At 52.7% G+C, this 18,770-nt stretch carries 19 protein-coding genes, 1 tRNA gene and 1 other RNA gene; 11 read left to right on the plus strand and 10 right to left on the minus strand.

Annotation, left to right across the window (positions count from 1 at the left end):
* Window positions 1-242: 242 nt before the first annotated feature.
* The 7 genes from FEE96_RS11460 to FEE96_RS11490 form a co-directional block, all read right to left on the minus strand.
* Window positions 243-332 (minus strand) — tRNA-Ser (locus FEE96_RS11460).
* 80 nt (window positions 333-412) lie between these two features.
* Window positions 413-1,135: an alanyl-tRNA editing protein gene (locus tag FEE96_RS11465; RefSeq protein WP_138163189.1), complete on the minus strand. Its 723-nt coding sequence runs from the start codon at window positions 1,133-1,135 to the stop codon at window positions 413-415.
* Window positions 1,125-3,494: a DUF3772 domain-containing protein gene (locus FEE96_RS11470; protein ID WP_246079415.1), complete on the minus strand. Its 2,370-nt coding sequence runs from the start codon at window positions 3,492-3,494 to the stop codon at window positions 1,125-1,127. The genes FEE96_RS11465 and FEE96_RS11470 overlap by 11 nt, the downstream gene beginning before the upstream one ends.
* A 17-nt stretch (window positions 3,495-3,511) precedes the next feature.
* Window positions 3,512-4,546 (minus strand): cysteine synthase A, encoded by a 1,035-nt coding sequence (locus tag FEE96_RS11475; RefSeq protein ID WP_138163191.1) that lies wholly within the window; start codon window positions 4,544-4,546, stop codon window positions 3,512-3,514.
* A gap of 67 nt (window positions 4,547-4,613) precedes the next feature.
* Window positions 4,614-5,738, minus strand: a complete 1,125-nt coding sequence (locus tag FEE96_RS11480; protein WP_138163192.1) for an NUDIX domain-containing protein — start codon at window positions 5,736-5,738, stop codon at window positions 4,614-4,616.
* Window positions 5,739-5,767: 29 nt separating this feature from the next.
* Window positions 5,768-6,208, minus strand: a complete 441-nt coding sequence (locus FEE96_RS11485; protein ID WP_138163193.1) for a TrgA family protein — start codon at window positions 6,206-6,208, stop codon at window positions 5,768-5,770.
* Between the two features lie 176 nt (window positions 6,209-6,384).
* Complete coding sequence (locus FEE96_RS11490; RefSeq protein WP_138163194.1) at window positions 6,385-7,608, minus strand: aminotransferase class V-fold PLP-dependent enzyme; 1,224 nt, start codon at window positions 7,606-7,608, stop codon at window positions 6,385-6,387.
* A gap of 128 nt (window positions 7,609-7,736) precedes the next feature.
* On the opposite strand from FEE96_RS11490, the gene FEE96_RS11495 reads away from it, so the two are divergent.
* Both FEE96_RS11495 and FEE96_RS11500 read left to right on the plus strand, forming a co-directional pair.
* On the plus strand, window positions 7,737-8,120 hold the full coding sequence (locus FEE96_RS11495) for a VOC family protein (RefSeq protein ID WP_138163195.1): 384 nt from the start codon (window positions 7,737-7,739) through the stop codon (window positions 8,118-8,120).
* Between the two features lie 263 nt (window positions 8,121-8,383).
* Window positions 8,384-9,256: a hypothetical protein gene (locus tag FEE96_RS11500; RefSeq protein ID WP_138163196.1), complete on the plus strand. Its 873-nt coding sequence runs from the start codon at window positions 8,384-8,386 to the stop codon at window positions 9,254-9,256.
* A 45-nt stretch (window positions 9,257-9,301) separates the two neighbouring features.
* On the opposite strand, the gene acuI is transcribed toward FEE96_RS11500, so the two are convergent.
* Window positions 9,302-10,294, minus strand: coding sequence for an acryloyl-CoA reductase (acuI, locus tag FEE96_RS11505; RefSeq protein WP_138163197.1), 993 nt, complete (start codon window positions 10,292-10,294; stop codon window positions 9,302-9,304).
* Between the two features lie 11 nt (window positions 10,295-10,305).
* Window positions 10,306-11,409, minus strand: coding sequence for a dimethylsulfoniopropionate demethylase (locus tag FEE96_RS11510; RefSeq protein WP_138163198.1), 1,104 nt, complete (start codon window positions 11,407-11,409; stop codon window positions 10,306-10,308).
* Between the two features lie 153 nt (window positions 11,410-11,562).
* Here FEE96_RS11510 and FEE96_RS11515 point away from each other — a divergent pair, with 153 nt between their 5' ends.
* The 6 genes from FEE96_RS11515 to FEE96_RS11540 all read left to right on the plus strand — a co-directional run bounded on the left by FEE96_RS11515 (window position 11,563) and on the right by FEE96_RS11540 (window position 16,140).
* Window positions 11,563-12,294: a FadR/GntR family transcriptional regulator gene (locus FEE96_RS11515; protein WP_138163199.1), complete on the plus strand. Its 732-nt coding sequence runs from the start codon at window positions 11,563-11,565 to the stop codon at window positions 12,292-12,294.
* Window positions 12,295-12,396: 102 nt separating this feature from the next.
* Window positions 12,397-12,748: a transfer-messenger RNA gene (gene ssrA, locus FEE96_RS11520) on the plus strand.
* Between the two features lie 168 nt (window positions 12,749-12,916).
* A complete protein-coding gene (locus FEE96_RS11525; protein WP_138163200.1) occupies window positions 12,917-13,348 on the plus strand; it encodes an ester cyclase in 432 nt (143 codons plus the stop codon).
* Window positions 13,349-13,472: 124 nt separating this feature from the next.
* Window positions 13,473-14,282, plus strand: a complete 810-nt coding sequence (locus FEE96_RS11530) for a chromate resistance protein ChrB domain-containing protein (RefSeq protein WP_138163201.1) — start codon at window positions 13,473-13,475, stop codon at window positions 14,280-14,282.
* The gene (gene chrA, locus FEE96_RS11535) at window positions 14,279-15,547 is read left to right on the plus strand and encodes a chromate efflux transporter (protein ID WP_138163202.1); all 1,269 of its coding nucleotides are present in this window, start codon (window positions 14,279-14,281) and stop codon (window positions 15,545-15,547) included. Before FEE96_RS11530 ends, chrA begins: the two co-directional genes overlap by 4 nt.
* Before the next feature lie 122 nt (window positions 15,548-15,669).
* Complete coding sequence (locus FEE96_RS11540) at window positions 15,670-16,140, plus strand: SspB family protein (protein WP_138163203.1); 471 nt, start codon at window positions 15,670-15,672, stop codon at window positions 16,138-16,140.
* Window positions 16,141-16,191: 51 nt separating this feature from the next.
* Here FEE96_RS11540 and FEE96_RS11545 read toward each other — a convergent pair whose 3' ends face one another.
* Window positions 16,192-16,743 (minus strand): hypothetical protein, encoded by a 552-nt coding sequence (locus FEE96_RS11545; protein ID WP_138163411.1) that lies wholly within the window; start codon window positions 16,741-16,743, stop codon window positions 16,192-16,194.
* Between the two features lie 224 nt (window positions 16,744-16,967).
* Here FEE96_RS11545 and fumC point away from each other — a divergent pair, with 224 nt between their 5' ends.
* The 3 genes from fumC to FEE96_RS11560 are packed head-to-tail and all read left to right on the plus strand — an operon-like array spanning window position 16,968 to window position 18,756.
* Window positions 16,968-18,362, plus strand: a complete 1,395-nt coding sequence (gene fumC, locus FEE96_RS11550) for a class II fumarate hydratase (RefSeq protein ID WP_138163204.1) — start codon at window positions 16,968-16,970, stop codon at window positions 18,360-18,362.
* Window positions 18,362-18,538, plus strand: coding sequence for a DUF4169 family protein (locus tag FEE96_RS11555; RefSeq protein ID WP_138163205.1), 177 nt, complete (start codon window positions 18,362-18,364; stop codon window positions 18,536-18,538). Before fumC ends, FEE96_RS11555 begins: the two co-directional genes overlap by 1 nt.
* On the plus strand, window positions 18,535-18,756 hold the full coding sequence (locus FEE96_RS11560; protein WP_138163206.1) for a ribbon-helix-helix domain-containing protein: 222 nt from the start codon (window positions 18,535-18,537) through the stop codon (window positions 18,754-18,756). Before FEE96_RS11555 ends, FEE96_RS11560 begins: the two co-directional genes overlap by 4 nt.
* The last annotated feature ends 14 nt before the right edge of the window (window positions 18,757-18,770 follow it).

Below are 18,770 nucleotides of genomic sequence, written 5' to 3' on the forward strand. Positions count from 1 at the left end.
CGTTCCAAATCCCCGGAAAGGTGTGGCGCAACCCCGGTTGTAAGTCAGCCAAATTGTGTGTGGTCCACACAAGCTAATCACCTAGCCAGAAGTACCGGCTCATGGGGCCCGACACCTGATGCGTACTTTCGATTGGTCCGACACTGACTTGATAGAAAACCTAAATGCTAGAAGGCACTGGGCATTACAAAGGCGCCTGAGACATTCACCACCATCTAGAATATACAACTAAAGAGGTTGGGTGGCGGACAGACAGGGATTCGAACCCTGGAGACGGTCTCCCGCCTACACACTTTCCAGGCGTGCGCCTTCGACCACTCGGCCACCTGTCCATTGGGCGGACTTTTGACGGATACACAGAGGGAATGCAAGAGATAACCAGTTAAAAAAGCCGCGTAAATGTGCGTTTTTTTTAATCGTCCAAGTGAAGGTATACCCGACGGTTCAGTTTGCCCTTCTTTTCCACTTTTCCAAGCCGGATCTTACCAATCTCAGCGGTACGCCGGACGTGAGTGCCGCCACAAGGCTGCAGATCTACCTGAGACTTGCCTGCGCCGATTTGCACCAGCCTAACCTGCCCTGCCCCACGAGGTGGCGACACCGACATGGTTTTAATCATTTGCGGGTTTGCGTCTAATTCAGCGCCGGAAATCCAGCTGTCAGAAACCTCCAAATCCAGATCGATCATGGTTTGCAGCTTGTCTTGTAGCGCGGCCTTATCTTCCGGAGCCTCTGGCATATTGAAATCCAACCGACCTTTTTCGGCACCAATAGAACCACCGCTAACAGGGAGCGGTATCACCACCGACAACAGATGCAGCGCTGTATGCACCCGCATATGTCCATTACGGCGCGTCCAATCGAGCTTCTGAGTTACTGACGCTCCAACTGGCGGTAAGGTCTGGCCTTCTGCTGGCACCAGAACAATCGTGGAATTTTCACCTTTAACAGCTGTCGAAATGGTGCAACTGCCACCGTCCCATTCGAGCAAGCCCCCATCGCCGGGTTGTCCACCACCAGTGGCATAGAACAATGTTTGATCCAGAACCACGCCACCCTGGTCCGTATGTCCCAGAACCTCAGCGGGCGCTTCGCGCAGGTACGCATCTTTTTGAAATAACAGATTAGTAGTCATTATCACCCTCCGGATCACCGATATCATTGGCATCAGGTTTTTCGAATGTTGTTGATGGTATAGGCTGCGTTCCGGCGGGTTTGGCACTGTTCAATGCCTCCGGATTGCGGATCCAGAGATCACGTTGGGCAAATGGGATCTCGATCCCCTCTTCCTCAAACCTGCGGGAAATTTCAAAATTCATTTCTGAGCGCACGGACAAGACCCAGTTGACGTCTCGCAGGATTGCGCGGATTTCAAAATCCAGGCTGTCGGCCCCAAACCCCTGAAAAACCACGCTGGGCGCTGGATTCATCACAACCATAGGATGGGCTTTGGCTATCTCCAACAGAATTGCTTCAATCCGACGCGGGTCACTGCCGTAGGCGACACCAACTGGCACGATCACCCGCCCAACAGTATTGCCGCGCGTGTAATTGGTGACTGTTCCTGAGATCAGATCCGAGTTGGGAACGATTACATCCGTACGGTCAAAGGTCTCAATTCGGGTTGAACGTACAGAAATATCGCGCACGTAGCCCATCATGCCGCCAACTTCGATCCAATCCCCCTTGGAAATGGGCCGTTCGACCAACAGAATGATACCTGAAACAAAATTCGAAACGATCGTTTGCAGCCCAAAACCGATGCCAACAGACAAGGCGCCAGCAACAATAGCCAGCGACGAAAGATCCAGTCCCGCCCAGGAAATCGCGACCACAGCCGCAAGAAAAATGCCCAGATAGCCTGTACCTGAAACAATCGCATTCTGACCGCCAAGATCCATTCGGGTTTTGGGTAGCAGCGAATTCCGCAGGCTGCTTTGCACAAGACGTGTAATTGTATAGCCCGCAGCAAAAACTAGGGCGAACAGCAAGAATGAACTAGGAGAAATCTGCGTTTCGCCGAGTTGAAACCCTTCCAGGAACCGCGACCACATTTCTGTTAGGTCAGCGATCCGCGCGCCCCAAATCAACGCTAACAACGGCAACGCCAGAATGGCCAAAACAAACCCAGCCAACACTGAAAACAGCGAATCTTTAGCTGCCTCTGGGTTACCTGTGATCAGCGCATAAACTGCGCCAATAAACCGCTGCACAATTAGGATTGAAGACACCACAAACAGGGTAATGACCACTGGATAGATAATGGCTTCGGCGGCGTAGATGTATCCAAATGCAGCAAGAACCGGCGACAGAACGCCAAACCCATAGGCCGCACGCCGCACGCCACGCACCAGTTTATTGGCACTAAGGGCCGCATTCTTTGCGCGCTGCAGGCCGATACGTTGCAGCCGAACCAATAACAGAGCCGTGCTCAATATTATGGGAAAGGCTACCACTGAACGGGTTATCGAAGACAGGTTTTCTACCTGATCGACCTGTACAACTAAATCACGCAGCACCAGCATCACAGCCAGAAGTTCGATCAACAGGCGCAACTCTGCCCGTCGCCCCGGTTGTAAAGGCACAAGAGCTTCGCCACTGGGAGAGACAAACAATTGCTGGCCCAGCCAATTGAATGCCAGTAAAATTGCCGCCCACTGGGGAACGGATTCCAGCAGCAGAGATCCGCGCACACCCAACATGCCAGAGACCGAAACGGCCTGAACAAGCAAAGTGACACCCAGAAACGGCAACACAACTTGGACAACCGAGACAACAAAGCCCCAGGCTGCGCTCCCTCGGGAGCCAAACTGACGCAGATACTCACCGACGCGTTTGGCCCAAACTCTTCCACGCAAGAGCAACATTGCGCCTGCAAGGACAAGACCAAGAATAAGCGGTAATTTATTTTGTAAGTTTTCTCGGGTGGTATCACTTCCCGACCGCAAAAGCGTCTCATTCCATATTGCCGTGACAGCCCCGGAAATTTCGCGCATTGCTTCCGGCCAATGCTCGGGGTTCAAAGGAGAGGGCCCACGCTGCATCAGTGCTTTGGTTTGACGCTTTCGAATGATCCGGTCAATTTCAGAAATCAGACCGTTAGCACGGTTATGGGCCTCTTCCGAAACTACCCTTGGAACACGCAGTGTGTTGAGTTGTTCATTCAAAGAGGACCGCAGAGCCGCAATATCCGCGTCTTCAATTTCCCCCTCTGCCGGAGCGCCCCCAAGAGCACTGAGTTGTGAGTTTAGCGTCGCTATACGATCTGCATTATCCTCGCGAGCATTGCCAAATCTTTCTCTGTAATCAGCAATTTCCCGGCGGAGAACTTCCATAGCCGCTGACGATGCACGATCTGAGTCGATAACCAGCTCTGCCCGCGCAGCCGTCTTTAACCAGTCTTGATAATAGGCTCTCTCTGTCGACGACAACTGAGCTTCAGCGACACTGAAAAACAATAAGGCAATGCCGAGCGCTGCTAGGCATTGCTTCATGTGGCGCATCAGTTGCGTCATACCTCTTCGAACACACCAGGTATCGAAGCTGGCGTATGGGTCATCCAGTCAGGCACGGGCAGGTTCTTTTCGCGCAGAAAATCCGGGTTGAAAAGTTTGGATTGGTAGCGTGTGCCGTAGTCGCAAAGTACTGTGACAATAGTGTGGCCTTTGCCCAAATCGCGAGCCATGCGCACTGCACCGGCTATATTGATTGCCGACGAACCGCCAAGCACCAGACCTTCGTCATGCAACAGATCAAAAATATAGGGCACGGCTTCCTGATCGGAAATCTGATAGGATAGATCCGGTTTGAAACCTTCCAGATTTTTGGTGATACGAACCTGACCAATTCCTTCAGCGATCGAGCCACCTTCCATCGCGATTTCACCGGTGGTGTAGTAGGAAAACAATCCAGCCCCCATAGGGTCAGCTAGGCCAATTTTCACACCCTTGGGCTGCAGCGCGTCGGCGACCCCAGCCAACGTACCACCTGAACCAACAGCACAGACAAAACCATCGACCTTGCCATCAGTTTGCTCCCAAATCTCGGGACCAGTAGTTTCTACATGCGCCAATCTGTTAGCTACATTGTCAAACTGGTTGGCCCAAACCGCGCCATTTGGCTCGCTCTTGGCCAACTCGTTTGCCAATCTTTCAGAATAACGTACAAAGTTGTTTGGATTGCGATAAGGTGCCGCCGGCACCTGGACAAGCTGGGCCCCCGCCAGACGCAGCATATCCTTTTTTTCTTCGGACTGGGTTTCCGGGATCACAATCACCGTTTTGAATCCCATCGACGCCCCAACCAGCGCCAGTCCAATACCAGTATTCCCGGCGGTCCCTTCAACGATGGTTCCACCTGGTTTCAGATCACCCCGCGCGATGGCGTCTTTGATGATATATAACGCAGCTCGGTCTTTCACCGACTGACCCGGGTTCATGAACTCGGCCTTGCCCAGAATTTCACAACCCGTTTCATCGCTGACGCGGTTCAAACGGATAAGTGGAGTGTGGCCGATAGCGTCGGCCAGATCACGTGCGATGCGCATGGTATCCCTTTCGATCAATCTCTTCTGATGTAGACAAGCCCAGACACGATCTCAAGGTCAGAAGATGCTAGGTTTTGGGCTTTCGCAACCGTGTGCGATGCCGCGCCAACCACAAAGCCGCAGTCATAAGCGGCATATCCAGATAACGCTGAGCATCGACTTCGACCATCAAGTCTTCAAAACTGATGACTTTGCAACGAATGTCCTCCCCTTCCGAGGCTAGACCTCCACCAGCCTCACGGCGAGACAGGTCTCCGATCCCCACAAAAATGTGAATAAATTCCCCCGATGCGCCGCTGGACGGATAGACCTGAGCAACAGCTTCCAAAGCCTCCAGTACCACCCCAGCTTCTTCCATTGCCTCACGATGTGCCGCTTGTTCCGCAGTTTCGCCCGGATCCACCAAACCGGCAACGGGCTCCCACATCCATGGGCTTTGCTCTCCAGCGATAAATGTGGCGGCACGGAACTGTTCAACCAACAACACCTCGTCGCGAACCGGGTCATAGGGCAAAACCACAGCCGCACGACCAACCAGCGCGGCACAACGGTTCATCACCGGGCTAAGACTGCCATCGTTGCGCCGAAACTGAAGATCCATTTCTTCCATGCCATAAAAGTTCAAGTGAGCGTGCTTGTGGGTATGCACAACCACATCCTCAGCAAGATCGTGATCCGGATCTTGCTGACGTGCCTGAGCTGCGATCCATGCCGCGGCCCGAGTGCGAACTGACGGGAAACACCGAGCCACCTCTGCTGCACTCATCCGGCCTTGATAGGCCATGACTTCCTGGGCTGCACGCAGGGTCAGAGCTCCCCAATTTGCGACCCATTCCTCTAAGTTCCAAGCAGGCCCCGTCTGCCATAGTCCAGGTTGAGGAAAATAGACCGAAGCCACTGCTTCAGTTCCGTCCTGCAATTGCAGCACAACGTCCTTCAGATCGTAGTCAAACCCGCCTTCATAGAAGTTAAGTGCCGCCACATCCTCATCGGAAAGCCCCTTGACCAATACCCCATGTGCAGCATGACTGGCCCGCTCTTCGATGGCTGGAAAAATCTCACCCTTAACCGCAAAAATACCATGCCCTGCCAAGCTGGCTGGACAAGTATCCAGATCAGCTCCAGATCGTCCGAGAACCAGTTCCAACAATGCAGCGTAACGCAAAGTGCCGTAGAAGAAGAGATCCGTCACGTGTGGTAACCTTTTGTTTTGTTGAAGTACTAACGCCAGCGTCGAGATGCATTTTCGGTGGCTAGCCCAGAAACAATTGCCCCTATTAAAACAGTCACTATTACCTCGGGGACAAAAATCACAATAGCGTAGTCCAACCCGATCGTAAAAATCGCTGACAAGGCTTCAAATGGCCCACCATAGCGATTGCGCATGGCCAGCCGGAACATTTCATACGCACCTTGGATAAACAGCCCCCAAAACAACAATACCGCGACGCCACTTATTCCATTGTTGAGGGCAGGCACAAACCCGCGCCCTGCTCGTTTACCCATCACGAACCACCCCACGAGGAGCCCTAAACACATATTCAACGGCGTAAAGTAACCAAAATTGGTACCCTCTGGCATCAGAGGCATGATCTCTCCCGACAACAGAAATGCAAGTAGCGCGAGGCAGAGGGCAGCGGTCAGTCGTGCACCGGTTGGCATAGATAAGATCCGTTTAATACTAGGAAAAGGCGGTCAGTATCGTCTTCAATTGATTTATTTTAGGAGCTTCCGAGCGATAGGCCTAGTGGAAATTCAGTGTTTCATCGGTATAGAAGTTTGATGCGATCACCCGCCACGCAAGCGAAGCATCAAACAACCATCATTGATGACCAAGGTCAGAGCACGGCTTCGAGAGCTGCGATCAGTGCCTTCATCTCGTCTTCTGAGGTATAGTGGGTAAAGCTAACACGTAGCACACCAGCATCGGGATCTGCGCCCAGGGCTTTTAGCGCACGCACCGCGTAAAAATCACCGCCCCCGGCCATAATCCCCAACTCTGCCAGTTTTGCAGCAACCGGCTCAGCAGGTCTGTTCAACTGAATGGCAACTGTAGGCGCACGCAATTCAGCTTTGTCCGGGCCAATCAGCCGCACATCGTTGCGCTCTCGCAGCATATCGAGAAGCGGTTGCAGCAGTTTCACTTCCTGAGCGCGCATGAGATCATGAACAAAGGCTGCTCGGGCAGTGTCGTCCTGTGAGGGTCCGCCATGATGATCGCACAACATTTCAATGTAATCAGCCATCCCGGCACAGGCGGCCACTTGTGCATGATCTGGACCTGCGGGCGTAAAGCGTTTGTACCCTACCCCTCCATTGAAATAGTGCGCCTGATTGGGCAGCAAGTCTGCCAGCGCTTTGCGCACCACCATCAGTCCCTGATGCGGACCATAGGTTTTGTAGGCCGAAAACAGATAGATGTCCGGCCCCAGCTCTCCAACATTGGGTAAACCATGCGGTGCATAAGATACGCCATCGACACAGACAAACGCCCCGGCCGCATGAGCCAATGCTGTAATTTCGGTCACAGGGTTGATCTCGCCCACCACGTTTGAGCAATGAGGAAAACAAACCAGACGCACCTTGTCGTCCAAAAGTTTCTCAAGATCTGCTGGATCCAGATGCCCGGTCTGCGGGTCAATCATCCACTCCCGAATTTCAATACCTTCGTCCGCTAGCCGCCGCCAAGGGCCTGTATTGGCCTCGTGATCCTGGTTGGTCACGATAATTGCTTCGCCAGGATTTACGAACTTCCTAAAGGCCTGTGCCAGCACATAGACATTTTGACTTGTCGACGGGCCAAAGCTGAGCTCATCCGTCTCTACGCCCATCATAGCCGCAAGGCGAAGTCTGGCTTCGTCCATCTCAGCGCCCCCCAACGCCGAGGCTTCATAGGGGGCATAGGGTTGTACTTTACGCTGGCTGTAGAACCTTGTCAGCCGGTCAATAACTGGCTGACAAGTATATGACCCACCGGCATTTTCAAAAAATGCCTGTCCCTGCAGGCTGGGTTCGGAAAACGCAGGAAACTGGCTGCGTACAAAATCGATATCCAACGGCATGTTCACTCCCCAAAATATTGCCAAATCAGTGCCGTTGTTGACTGCACAGGTCAAGCCCTCTTGCTGACGTCAAAAACTGGCAACAGTCTCTGGCAACTTGGGAAGGTCAAAACAAAGGATGAATATCTATGACTTACTCTCCCACACACTTCTTGGTCTGGGGCGAACTGCCCGTTACTGACTTGACTAAGGCTTGCGAGTTTTACGGCATCGTTACTGGCGCTACATTGCAAATCGACTCCAGCGGACCCAACCCTATTGCGATGTTTAAGCCAGCAGATGCTTGCTCAGGCGTCGCTTTGCATCTCTACCCCGGCAAACCCGCCAGCGACGGCTCCGGGCCCACGCTGCACCTAGCAGCAGAAGGTAAATTGGAAGACGTGATGGACCGAGTTACCAAAGCTGGAGGTGAGGTCACATCACCCGCCATCGAAATTCCAGCGGGTCGCTTTTTCTATGCAAAAGACCCAGACGGGAACTCTGTTGGTTTCTTTGTTGGGAACGATAACTAAGGTAGAAGACCCCGGGTTGCTCCGGGGGCTTTTCGACTTGGGTGAATCACGGCTGTTGTTCTGAAACGTCGAATTGAACCCAAGCGGGAAGTTAGCGGAAGCGGGACAGCCTTAGCGTGCTCGAATGCCTTCCGAACTCCTACTGATGTGTTTCTGCAGCAACACGGTTTGAGGCAATTGGTGATTTCAAAAAATCAAAGGAACATCTGATCTCTATCTTCAATAAGAGGCGCGTTAACGAAAAGTTACAGGCACGGAAACCTATGTTCAATCGCCTCGCCTGCCTCCCTCAGATACTTGTGTTACTCACACTTTCAACTCCAATCACCGCCCAAAGCTTTAGTGCCGAATCCGACATATGGCTTCAAAAAGTAAATCCGGCTGGCGCCATGGACGACGGCGAAAGCTGTGACAGTGGCGGAACTGAGCTATGCGCCTCGGCGAGTGGCGGTGGCGTATATGCTGGTGGGTTGGTTTCATTCGAAAACGGCAACCAACTCTATTTGGATTTCACCTACGACGAGCACGGGGAAACCCACAGCAATCCGTCCTCCCGAAATGACAATGCTCGGTATCACGGGTACGGCCTGCACTATTCGCTGGGTAACCCAAAGAGCCCATGGGGTATCTTTGCGACCTGGGCAAACGCCAACAACAATGCCGATGACGAGCATGGCGGCCCCTTGTTTGGTTTTGGTGCTGAAAAGGCTTGGGGCAATACATTTGTTCAGGCGGGATACATGCACATGGCAGATGACGGCCTGGATCCTGATCACGATGGCATAGAGGATATGACCTATATGAATATCGGACACTCTCGTCCCCTATTCAAAGGTCTGTTAACCGGCAATCTCGCCGCTGGATTTGGAGATTTCGAAGAAAGCTTCGATCACGATGATGGTGAATGGATTCAGTTTGGCTTGCGCTATCAACAACCAATCTCAGAGCGACTGGATTGGTTTATTGGGTATCAAGGCGATTTTGTACGGGTTGGCCGCACGTTGATTGACGAGCAGGCGACGTTCCACTCTGTCTATTTTGGTCTAAGTTTGAGTTTTGGCAACAAGACCCGCAGTAGGTTCAAAACCCCTAATTTCCGGGCTCCTATTGTAAACGCTGGCGAGATGAACTCTTAAAGCTCGCGAAAGCCCTGGCGCGGCCGCTCCGCGCCAGGATTTGTTTTACGCATTCACATCAACAACAACGCGTCCTTTAATCTCACCCTTTAAAATAGCCTCACCCAATTGCGGCAGATCGCTAAGTGAGGCGGGTTGAATCATCGCTTCCAGCTTATCCATCGGTAAATCCGAAGCAATGCGCTGCCAGGCCCGAAGACGGTTGTCATAAGGCTGCATGACACTGTCAATCCCTAGCAGGTTTACCCCGCGCAACAGAAATGGGATCACCGTAGCGGGCAAGCCCGCGCCTCCAGCCAAACCAACGGCCGCAACAGAAGCTCCATATTTCATCTGCCCCAGCACGCGCGCAAGCATGGCGCCACCAACGGCATCAACACAGCCCGCCCAGCTTTCTGCTTCCAGTGGGCGTTTAACAGTTTCATTGATCTCATCACGAGCAACAATTTGTGTCGCGCCCAAAGACGTCAAATACTCAGCTGCCTCTGGTCGTCCAGTAACACCTGCCACCTCGTACCCAAGATTGGCCAATATCGCAGTTGCAACTGACCCAACGCCCCCAGCGGCGCCCGTCACCAATACCGGACCATGGCCAGGTTTTAACCCATGGTCTTCCAAAGCCATGACCGACAGCATCGCCGTGAAACCCGCTGTCCCAACAGCCATTGCCTGACGACTATCCAACCCTTTGGGCAAAGGCACCAGCCAGTCAGCTTTGACATTTGCTTTTTGGGAGTAGCCCCCCCAATGAGCTTCGCCAACCCGCCAGCCAGTCAACACTACCTTGTCACCAGGCTTGTACCGGTCGTCATTGCTCGCTTCCACGGTGCCTGAAAAATCAATTCCAGGAATATGTGGGTACTTGCGAACGAGCCCGCCACCAGGACCAATACACAGACCATCTTTGTAATTTACTGTGGAGTATTCCACCGCAACCGTCACCTCACCGTCTGGCAGCTGGTCCAGACTGACCTTTTCTACCGCAGCCGAGGTTTTGCCGCTTTCGCTATCTTTGTTTACAACTAACGCATTGAACATAGTGCTCTCCTTCAAATCCAGAATTTATCGCGCACAGTCGCCACGCGCATACCGTCAGGCGTTTCGACTTCAAGTTTACTTCCCGCATCCCAATGGGTCATCCGAACCAGACCAATTGCCACGTTCATCCGGAAATCCGGCGACCAAGCGGCCGAGGACACGCGCCCCACCCGCTTACCAGAAGCGTATAGAGGCCAGTAATCGGTGCAGGCTGGGACAGGTTCTCCGCTGATGGAAAGTGGTCGGATCTGTTGAACCGGCCCTTCTTTTGCGACGCGCAACAGTGCATCGCGACCAATGCAGCCAATCGCGGTATGAGTATCGCAGAACCGACCCAACCCACATTCGTGCGGTGTGTTATCGTCGGTCATATCATTGCCATAGCTCAGCAACCCACCTTCGATCCGCTCAATCAGATTGGGGCACCCTGCCCGCACATCCAAGTCTGCTCCAGCCTCAAATAGCTTATGCCAAAGCGGCATACCGATTTCACTACCTTCAACATAGATCTCAAACCCGCCCTGTTTTGAATATCCAGATCGGGCAATGACCAAATCGCGCCCCTGGAACTGAAACAGGCCAAACCGGAAGAACCGGATATCGCGTATTTTGGAGCCAAATACCCGTTCCAAAAGCTCTTCAGCCTTAGGACCCTGTATTGCCAGCGGTGAAACATCTGGCTCATCGACCAGAACATCCAACCGCCAACCGTTCGCAATGCCCTTGACCCAGTATAGCAAATCACTGTCAGCGATGGAGATCCACCATCGGTCCTCCGCCAACTTCACCGCAACCGGGTCATTCAGCATACCACCCGTTTCGTCTACAATTGGCACATAGAAACACTGCCCAGACTGCATGCCCCTCAAGTCACGGGGCGTTAACATCTGCATTAGCCGCCCAGCATCTGGGCCGCGCAACTCCACCTGGCGTTCACAGGACACATCCCAGACCTGAACGTGTTTCTTTAGATGATGGTAGTCTGCCTCAATGCTCTCAAACACAGTTGGCAACAACATGTGATTGTAAACGGTGTAGGCTTTAACACCGGCTGCCTCGACACCTTCTGAAAAGGGGGTTCTGCGCAAACGCCGCGATGGTGAAATCATTGCCATTGCTATCTCTCTGACTTGCTCGACGACTACATCAAGAAGGAATCACCACAGAATCCTTCGGCTCAACTCTTGCTTTTTTAGTGTCAGACTTTTAAATGTCAGACAATAAAAACATTTGCGCATCTGCTCACAGCACAGACACGAGACAACAAAGTGAAAATTGACCCAAACAGTTCCGCCAACCTCTCGGCTCAAATCGCCAAAGCCATCCGTGACTCGATTGTTTCAGGAGACCTGATCATCGACGAACGGCTGCCTTCAGAGGCAGAGTTGGCTGACTACTTTCAAGTTTCACGCCCAACAGTTCGCGAAGCCCTGAAAAGATTGGCAGCCCAATCCCTTATCCGAACACAACGGGGTGCGACCGGTGGGGCATTTGTCAATCGGCTAAGCTTCAAAGAGGCCTATGCCGACCAAGTTACAACCTCGACCCTGTTGCTTTCTATGAATGAGGTTAGTTTCGATACGGCCTGTGAAGCTCGATATGCTCTGGAACGCGCATGCGCACCACTTTCTGCGAAACGCCGCACCGCTGATCAGTTGGCCACCATGCGCACCGAGATCTTTCGGCAAAGCCAACCCAGCCTGACCGACGAAGCCTATTGCGCGTCTGACGTCGCCTTTCACAGAGCCCTGGTAGATGGCGCAGACAATCCAGTGTTATCCTACCAGCTGGCGGGAGCTGTGGAAGCGATGCAACCGTTAATGAACATGATCACTTTTACAACTCGATCACGCGGGATCATGGTGTGCCTGCACAGCAGCATTGCGGACGCGATTGAAAACGGCGACGGGGCGGAAGCCATCGATTGCTTGCATAACCTTGAGGCCGAAACCCGAAAAATTGCAGCCGATGTCTTCGCCGCCCGCGCTGCATCAAAATAGTTCTCCCCCTTCTATCGAACGTTAGGCGTTTCACCAGAACGGGCACGCTTCTACGACTCTCCAGCGGTAATTGAGCTTTTTTTCAATCGACTGATCGCTTTCCCTCTTCAAATTCACCGAACCAAGGCCTATATTCGTCCTGTCTCTTCGGGGACTATGGACATAAATGCGCTCGTAATAAGCGGATCGGACCCGGGGGCGGTACCCGGCGTCTCCACCAAACATCCTTCATTTGGGGATCATGGGGACGAAATAGGATCGACGAACGTCTAAAGGGGTTAGCTTTGTCTCGGCTGTCTGCCACCGTTACCGGCGAAAACTGTACAATTGCAAATGACAATCGTGCTCCGGTAGCCCTCGCTGCGTAAGCAGTTCGGAAAACCGAAAACTTAAGTCCTCTCGCTTTGCAGCGTTTGGCGGGGTTCGCAGGTACCTGGCAACAGAAACCTGCACTTCCCCCACCTTCTTTGTGCTATTGCCGTCGATCTGGATAGTTGAGGTCGTACGTAGTTCCAACAGACAACCATCTGAGCTTTCTACCTATTTCGCATCTGAAATCCGATTTTAAGGTTTTGTTGATTTGTCGTCGCCATTCTCACCTTGAATTTCAACGGGAGCAATCATGACCAATACCGAGCTGTTACAATATTGGTTCGACGAAGTTTGGTCTAATGGGAACCTGAACGTAATTGACCGAATGTACGGCCCCGACACCTATTCTACTGGTGTGATTTCCGGCACCTCACTGCAACGAGAAGACATCCGCGAGTTGGTGACTGCAATCCGCGAACTGCTTAAAGACATCAAAGTGTCCTTCAGTCACGTCATGGAACAAGAGGACTGGTTAGTTGTACGCACAGAAATCGACGCCAAGCGTTCGGACAATGAAGCGGAAATACAGATGACTGGCCAAATGTTTATTCGGTTTGAAAATCAAATCATTGTGGAATCTCATAGTCACTTCAATTACATGGCTCTATTTGAACAATTGGGTCAGATACCGTCTGAGGCGGTTCCTATCTTACTGACTGGCCAAGCGATGCAGTGGAAATAGCGCCGTCCTCTTGACAGCAGCCCTTGCAGCGTTATTGCATGGAACCATGGGGTCACTGCGACCACCCCGTGAGGCCTAGGCCTAAGGTTCGCATCCAACACTCCGGTTACGGAAAGGATGCCCAATGGCTGCTGCATATTCTGAAATATCCCCCAACCAACTGATGCGCCTGATTGGCACACCAGATTGCCCGCAAATTATTGACGTCATCACCGATGAGGATTTTGCACTCGACCCTAGGCTTGTTCCCACTGCTCGACGCGTTTCCCACGCACAGATACATGAGCTCGTACCCGAGCTGAAAGAAAAGCGCGTTGTGGTTATTTGCCAAAAAGGGAAGAAACTTTCGCACGGGGCAGCTGCGTTGTTGCGCACGCATAACATCGCCGCTGAAGTCCTGGCTGGTGGTAATTTTGCTTGGCGTTCTGCTGGGTTACCGCTGGTTCCTGTTGCAGCCATTCCGGAGCCCATCGTTGGCAGCTGCTGGGTTACACGACACCGCCCCAAAATAGATCGCATTGCCTGTCCCTGGCTAATTCGCCGCTTTGTCGATCCTGCTGCTCAATTCCTGTTCGTCCCTCCTGCTGAGGTGACTGCAGTGGCCAACCTGTTCGATGCCACACCATTTGACATAGAAAATACCTTTTGGTCTCATCGGGGCCCCTTGTGTAGTTTTGACGTCATGGTTGAAGAATTCAAACTGGCAACCCCAGCCATGACACGGCTTGCCACTGTTATACGGGCTGCAGACACCAACGCCCCCGATCTAGCGCCTCAAGCAGCTGGACTTCTTGCTTTCTCGGTTGGCTTGTCTCGACAATATAAGAATGACATCGACCAACTGGAAGCCGCGATGCCATTGTATGATGCGCTGTATCGTTGGGCGCGCGATGGATACGATGAAAGCCATGACTGGCCGGCGGTGACCCAATGACGTCGCCATCATGGCGCGCCATGACACGGGTGTTTGGACGCATCGGTTTGCTTAGCTTTGGTGGGCCGGCAGCACAAATTGCGGTCATGCACAGGGAGCTGGTAGAAGAGCGTCCCTGGCTGAGCGAACAAGCGTTTCTACGCGCCCTCTCCTTTTGCATGTTGCTGCCTGGACCCGAGGCAATGCAGTTGGCAACCTATGCGGGCTGGCGCCTTCGAGGTGTACCTGGCGGACTGTTGGCCGGGCTGCTGTTTGTGATACCGGGAGCCTTGATTATCGGTATTCTGGTTGGCCTCTATGCAACCTACGGTACGCTGGATTTGGTGCAGGCTGGATTCCTTGGGATCAAATCCTCTGTCATCGTCATCGTCTTGTTGGCCCTGCGCAAGCTGGCAAACAAGGCCTTGCACGGATCCAGCGCATGGGTGCTGGCGGGAATAGGTTTCGTCGGAATATTTGCACTCAATCTCCCATTTCCTCTGATAGTCTTGGGCGCAGGGCTGTATGGCCTGCTCCTCGGCAATAAGGACGTCGTAAGTGACATTGAACCGCAGGGATTGAACCCTTGTAGCGCTGGGCGTCAGCTATTGATCTGGGGGGGGCTCTGGCTCCTTCCTTTGATCGCTCTCAGCCTATCTGGTGCTAGTTTTCTGGCCTCTATCGGCTGGTTTTTTGCCAAACTGGCAGTGGTCACATTTGGCGGTGCCTATGCCGTTCTGGCGTATATGAGCCAGACAGTTGTCGAACAGTATTCCTGGATTTCAACGGGGCAAATGATTGACGCGCTTGGCCTTGCCGAAACCACCCCGGGGCCACTCATACTAGTCACTCAGTTTGTTGCTATGTTGGCCGGCCTAGAGGCACATAGCCCCTGGATGGGCCTTGCAGCGGGGTTGGTTGCGCTTTGGGCTACTTTTATGCCCTGCTTTTTGTGGATCTTTCTGACCGCTCCCTACGTTGAGCAAATATCTTCGCACCCAAGGCTTGGGGCAGCGCTTAAAGCAATTACAGCGAGTGTGGTCGGCGTAATTCTAAATCTGTCAGTCTGGTTTGCCCTGCATGTCTTGTTTGCCGAAGTTGAGAACCGCAACTACGGCGTGTTTTCACTACCAGTGCCAACATTGGGTAGCCTAGACCCGATAGCACTCGGCCTCATTGTATTGGCCGCTCTCCTCACCTTTGCTACCCGGGGCAGCATGCTCCTGACACTGTTTTTGATGGCATTGGCCGGTATCTCTGCATCCCTGTTGCCGTTCGCCATTTAAACAAGCAGTCGACATGCCCCTTAATACTTAAGCCCTAGGGATAATCACAAAAACTGTGACCATCCTCTTTTGTTTCTGTTCGAATCCCCTATGATTAAGACATGGGTTAAAGGGGTTACGATATGTCCCGCGATATCGACTATGGAAATCTTATGCATACAGCAATGCGCGGTCTTATCCGGACCGTGCTTCTGGACATTGCTGACAATGGACTTCCGGGGAACCATCATTTTTTCATCACGTTTGACACCGGACATCCAGATGCGGAACTTGCGGACTGGCTGTCCGACCGCTATCCGGGCGAGATGACCGTGGTGATGCAGCATTGGTTTGACAACCTCGATGTTGGCGAAGATGGCTTTGCCATAACCCTTAACTTCGGCGACGCTCCTGAACCGCTCTATATTCCCTACGATGCGATCAAAACCTTTGTCGATCCGTCGGTGGAGTTTGGCCTGCGCTTTGAAAGCCCTGATGACGAGCCCAAGGGTGATGCATCTGTGCCGGCGCCCGTTGAAGAACTTATCAACACGCCTCAGGAAGAGCAGAAAACTGATGCGGATATCGTATCATTGGACAGCTTTAGAAAATAGAAACTCGGCCCAGACCCAAAGCCGAATTCACCCTGTCCTTCCCTTTCGCTGTTAGTATTGACTTGTGCGCGACAGGAATGTGGAAATAAATCTTGTTGGAATGCCGTTGCGGTGAGAATTGAAATCTAACTGCAATCCTCCTTCAGCCAGAGTGCGATCATATTGCTGCATCTCGTAGTCTCCGTTTGGAGCTACAAACATGGAAAACACAGTCAGCGTATCGCCCGTAATTCGGCTCCAGACATAGGGCTCCCCCTTCATAGGATCCAACTGCTCGGTGTGACCAAATACATTGCGTTTCATAGCCGCAGCATACACTCCATCGCGATCTGTCGGTTGAAACTCGATTTCATAGGACTTGGTTTTACGCCGACCATCTTCCTTTTCAGTCGTCGAGGTCCATAACACAGCATAGCCGTTACCAGTTTCCTTGATCACTACGCTCATATCCCGGTTTGCAGTGTCACCGGCTCTCGTTTCAACTTCGGCACGACCATAATATTCCCCGACGAAACGTGAAATATCTGCGATTGCAGATTGGCCGGACAGAACCACAGCCATCGTAAAAACCGACAAAAACCTCAGGACAGAGTTCAAAACCATTTGCGAGACGAACGAATTGGCCACGTGACCTCCTTGGGAGTTTCAAAATACAGTTGCACCTACTGTAATCATATCCCGCAAACAGACAATGCGTAGTCGAAAAATGACACCGCTCGCCCTATACCTATCGACCGGATCCTCTATGCTGCGCGAAACTGGCCAATTGCACCCGTCACGGGTGCAGGTTAAACGGCATACAACAGCATACCAGACGGAGACAACGGATGTCCGAGACCCGCACCGAAACAGATAGCTTTGGCCCGCTAGAGGTCCCCGCAGATAAGTACTGGGGCGCCCAGACTCAGCGCTCTATCATGAACTTCCCGATTGGCTGGGAAAAGCAACCCGTTGCAATCGTACGCGCATTGGGTGTGATTAAGAAGGCCTGTGCCATGGCCAACAAAGAGTCCGGCAAAATGGAAGCCAAGATCGCGGATGCGGTGATTCAGGCGGCTGGTGAAGTTATTGATGGCAAGTTTGACGACAACTTCCCGCTGGTAGTATGGCAGACGGGTTCAGGCACCCAGTCGAACATGAACTCAAACGAGGTGATTGCAAATCGTGCAATCGAAATTCTGGGCGGCGTGATCGGCACCAAAGATCCTGTTCACCCGAATGACCATTGTAACATGGGTCAGTCCTCGAACGATACATTCCCCACTGCTATGCACATCGCAGCTGCAATGACCGTACGTGACTTGTTGCTGCCTGGCCTGAATAAACTTCTGACAGCGCTGGAAGCCAAGTCGGATGAGTTCAAGGACATCATCAAGATCGGCCGCACCCACACTCAAGACGCTACCCCGCTGACGCTGGGCCAAGAATTTGGTGGTTACGCTCATCAGATCCGTATGGGCATCCAGCGCATCGAAGCTGCCCTGCCCGGCATCTACGAGCTGGCCCAAGGTGGCACCGCTGTCGGCACAGGTCTAAATACACAGCACGGATGGAGCGAAAAAGTCGCAGCCAACATGGCCGACATTACCAACCTGCCTTTTGTCACAGCTCCAAACAAGTTCGAAGCACTGGCTGCCCATGACGCCATGGTCTTTATGTCAGGTGCCTTGGCCACCGTTGCCGGTTCCATGTACAAAATCGCCAACGACATCCGCTTCTTAGGCTCGGGTCCACGTTCCGGTCTGGGAGAGCTGATCCTGCCAGAAAACGAACCGGGGTCGTCGATCATGCCGGGCAAGGTCAACCCAACGCAAGCCGAAGCAATGACACAGGTCGCGGCGCACGTAATGGGCAACAACGCCGCAATGACCTTTGCCGGCTCGCAGGGTCATTTTGAACTGAACGTCTATAACCCGATGATGTCTTATAACCTGCTACAATCCATGCAGCTGTTGGGCGACGTCGCAGACAGCTTTACCGAGCGTATGCTGAACGGCATTCAGGCCAACGAACCACGCATCGATAAACTGATGAAGGAATCGCTGATGCTGGTTACAGCGTTGGCTCCGACCATCGGCTATGACAACGCGACCAAGGTCGCCAAAACAGCTCACAAGAACGGTACGACCCTTAAGGAAGAGGCTATCGCTCTCGGCTTTGTTGACGAAGCGACCTTTGACGCTGTTGTCCGCCCCGAGCAGATGGTTGGACCCAAAGACTGATGGCTGAACCGGTAAATCTCAACCGGTTCAAGAAACAAAAAGCGCGGGCTGAGAAAAAGGTCCGCGCTGACCAAAATGCGATCAAACATGGGCGGAGCAAGCAGGAAAAACTGCTGGACGATACGACAGCAAACAAAGCTAGGCGCAAACTTGACGGCCACAAGATCGAAGAATGAGCAATCGCCCCAAGAAACACTCGCTCACACTGCGCGGTCATAGAACATCGGTATCGCTGGAGGATGAGTTCTGGCAGGCCTTTCGCAAGATAGCGGAAGATGAAAACCGCCCAATCAACGTCTTAGCTGCAGAAATCGACGAAGCCCGAGGCACCGACTGTGGTCTAGCCTCCGCGATCAGGTTGTTCGTTCTAAGACGGCTCACCAGAAATAACTGACAAGGTACGCCCGA

The sequence above is a fragment of the Parasedimentitalea maritima genome (assembly GCF_005771405.1).
In the GTDB taxonomy this organism is placed as follows: Bacteria; Pseudomonadota; Alphaproteobacteria; order Rhodobacterales; family Rhodobacteraceae; genus Parasedimentitalea; species Parasedimentitalea maritima.

Excerpts from the sequence above, each read along its gene's own strand:
- FEE96_RS11465 (WP_138163189.1), bottom strand. The coding sequence starts at position 1,135 with ATGACTACTAATCTGTTATTTCAAAAAGATGCGTACCTGCGCGAAGCG.
- FEE96_RS11470 (WP_246079415.1), bottom strand. The coding sequence starts at position 3,494 with ATGAAGCAATGCCTAGCAGCGCTCGGCATTGCCTTATTGTTTTTCAGT.
- FEE96_RS11475 (WP_138163191.1), bottom strand. The coding sequence starts at position 4,546 with ATGCGCATCGCACGTGATCTGGCCGACGCTATCGGCCACACTCCACTT.
- FEE96_RS11485 (WP_138163193.1), bottom strand. The coding sequence starts at position 6,208 with ATGCCAACCGGTGCACGACTGACCGCTGCCCTCTGCCTCGCGCTACTT.
- FEE96_RS11490 (WP_138163194.1), bottom strand. The coding sequence starts at position 7,608 with ATGCCGTTGGATATCGATTTTGTACGCAGCCAGTTTCCTGCGTTTTCC.
- FEE96_RS11495 (WP_138163195.1), top strand. The coding sequence starts at position 7,737 with ATGACTTACTCTCCCACACACTTCTTGGTCTGGGGCGAACTGCCCGTT.
- FEE96_RS11500 (WP_138163196.1), top strand. The coding sequence starts at position 8,384 with ATGTTCAATCGCCTCGCCTGCCTCCCTCAGATACTTGTGTTACTCACA.
- acuI (WP_138163197.1), bottom strand. The coding sequence starts at position 10,294 with ATGTTCAATGCGTTAGTTGTAAACAAAGATAGCGAAAGCGGCAAAACC.
- FEE96_RS11510 (WP_138163198.1), bottom strand. The coding sequence starts at position 11,409 with ATGGCAATGATTTCACCATCGCGGCGTTTGCGCAGAACCCCCTTTTCA.
- FEE96_RS11525 (WP_138163200.1), top strand. The coding sequence starts at position 12,917 with ATGACCAATACCGAGCTGTTACAATATTGGTTCGACGAAGTTTGGTCT.
- FEE96_RS11530 (WP_138163201.1), top strand. The coding sequence starts at position 13,473 with ATGGCTGCTGCATATTCTGAAATATCCCCCAACCAACTGATGCGCCTG.
- chrA (WP_138163202.1), top strand. The coding sequence starts at position 14,279 with ATGACGTCGCCATCATGGCGCGCCATGACACGGGTGTTTGGACGCATC.
- FEE96_RS11540 (WP_138163203.1), top strand. The coding sequence starts at position 15,670 with ATGTCCCGCGATATCGACTATGGAAATCTTATGCATACAGCAATGCGC.
- FEE96_RS11545 (WP_138163411.1), bottom strand. The coding sequence starts at position 16,743 with ATGGTTTTGAACTCTGTCCTGAGGTTTTTGTCGGTTTTTACGATGGCT.
- fumC (WP_138163204.1), top strand. The coding sequence starts at position 16,968 with ATGTCCGAGACCCGCACCGAAACAGATAGCTTTGGCCCGCTAGAGGTC.
- FEE96_RS11555 (WP_138163205.1), top strand. The coding sequence starts at position 18,362 with ATGGCTGAACCGGTAAATCTCAACCGGTTCAAGAAACAAAAAGCGCGG.
- FEE96_RS11560 (WP_138163206.1), top strand. The coding sequence starts at position 18,535 with ATGAGCAATCGCCCCAAGAAACACTCGCTCACACTGCGCGGTCATAGA.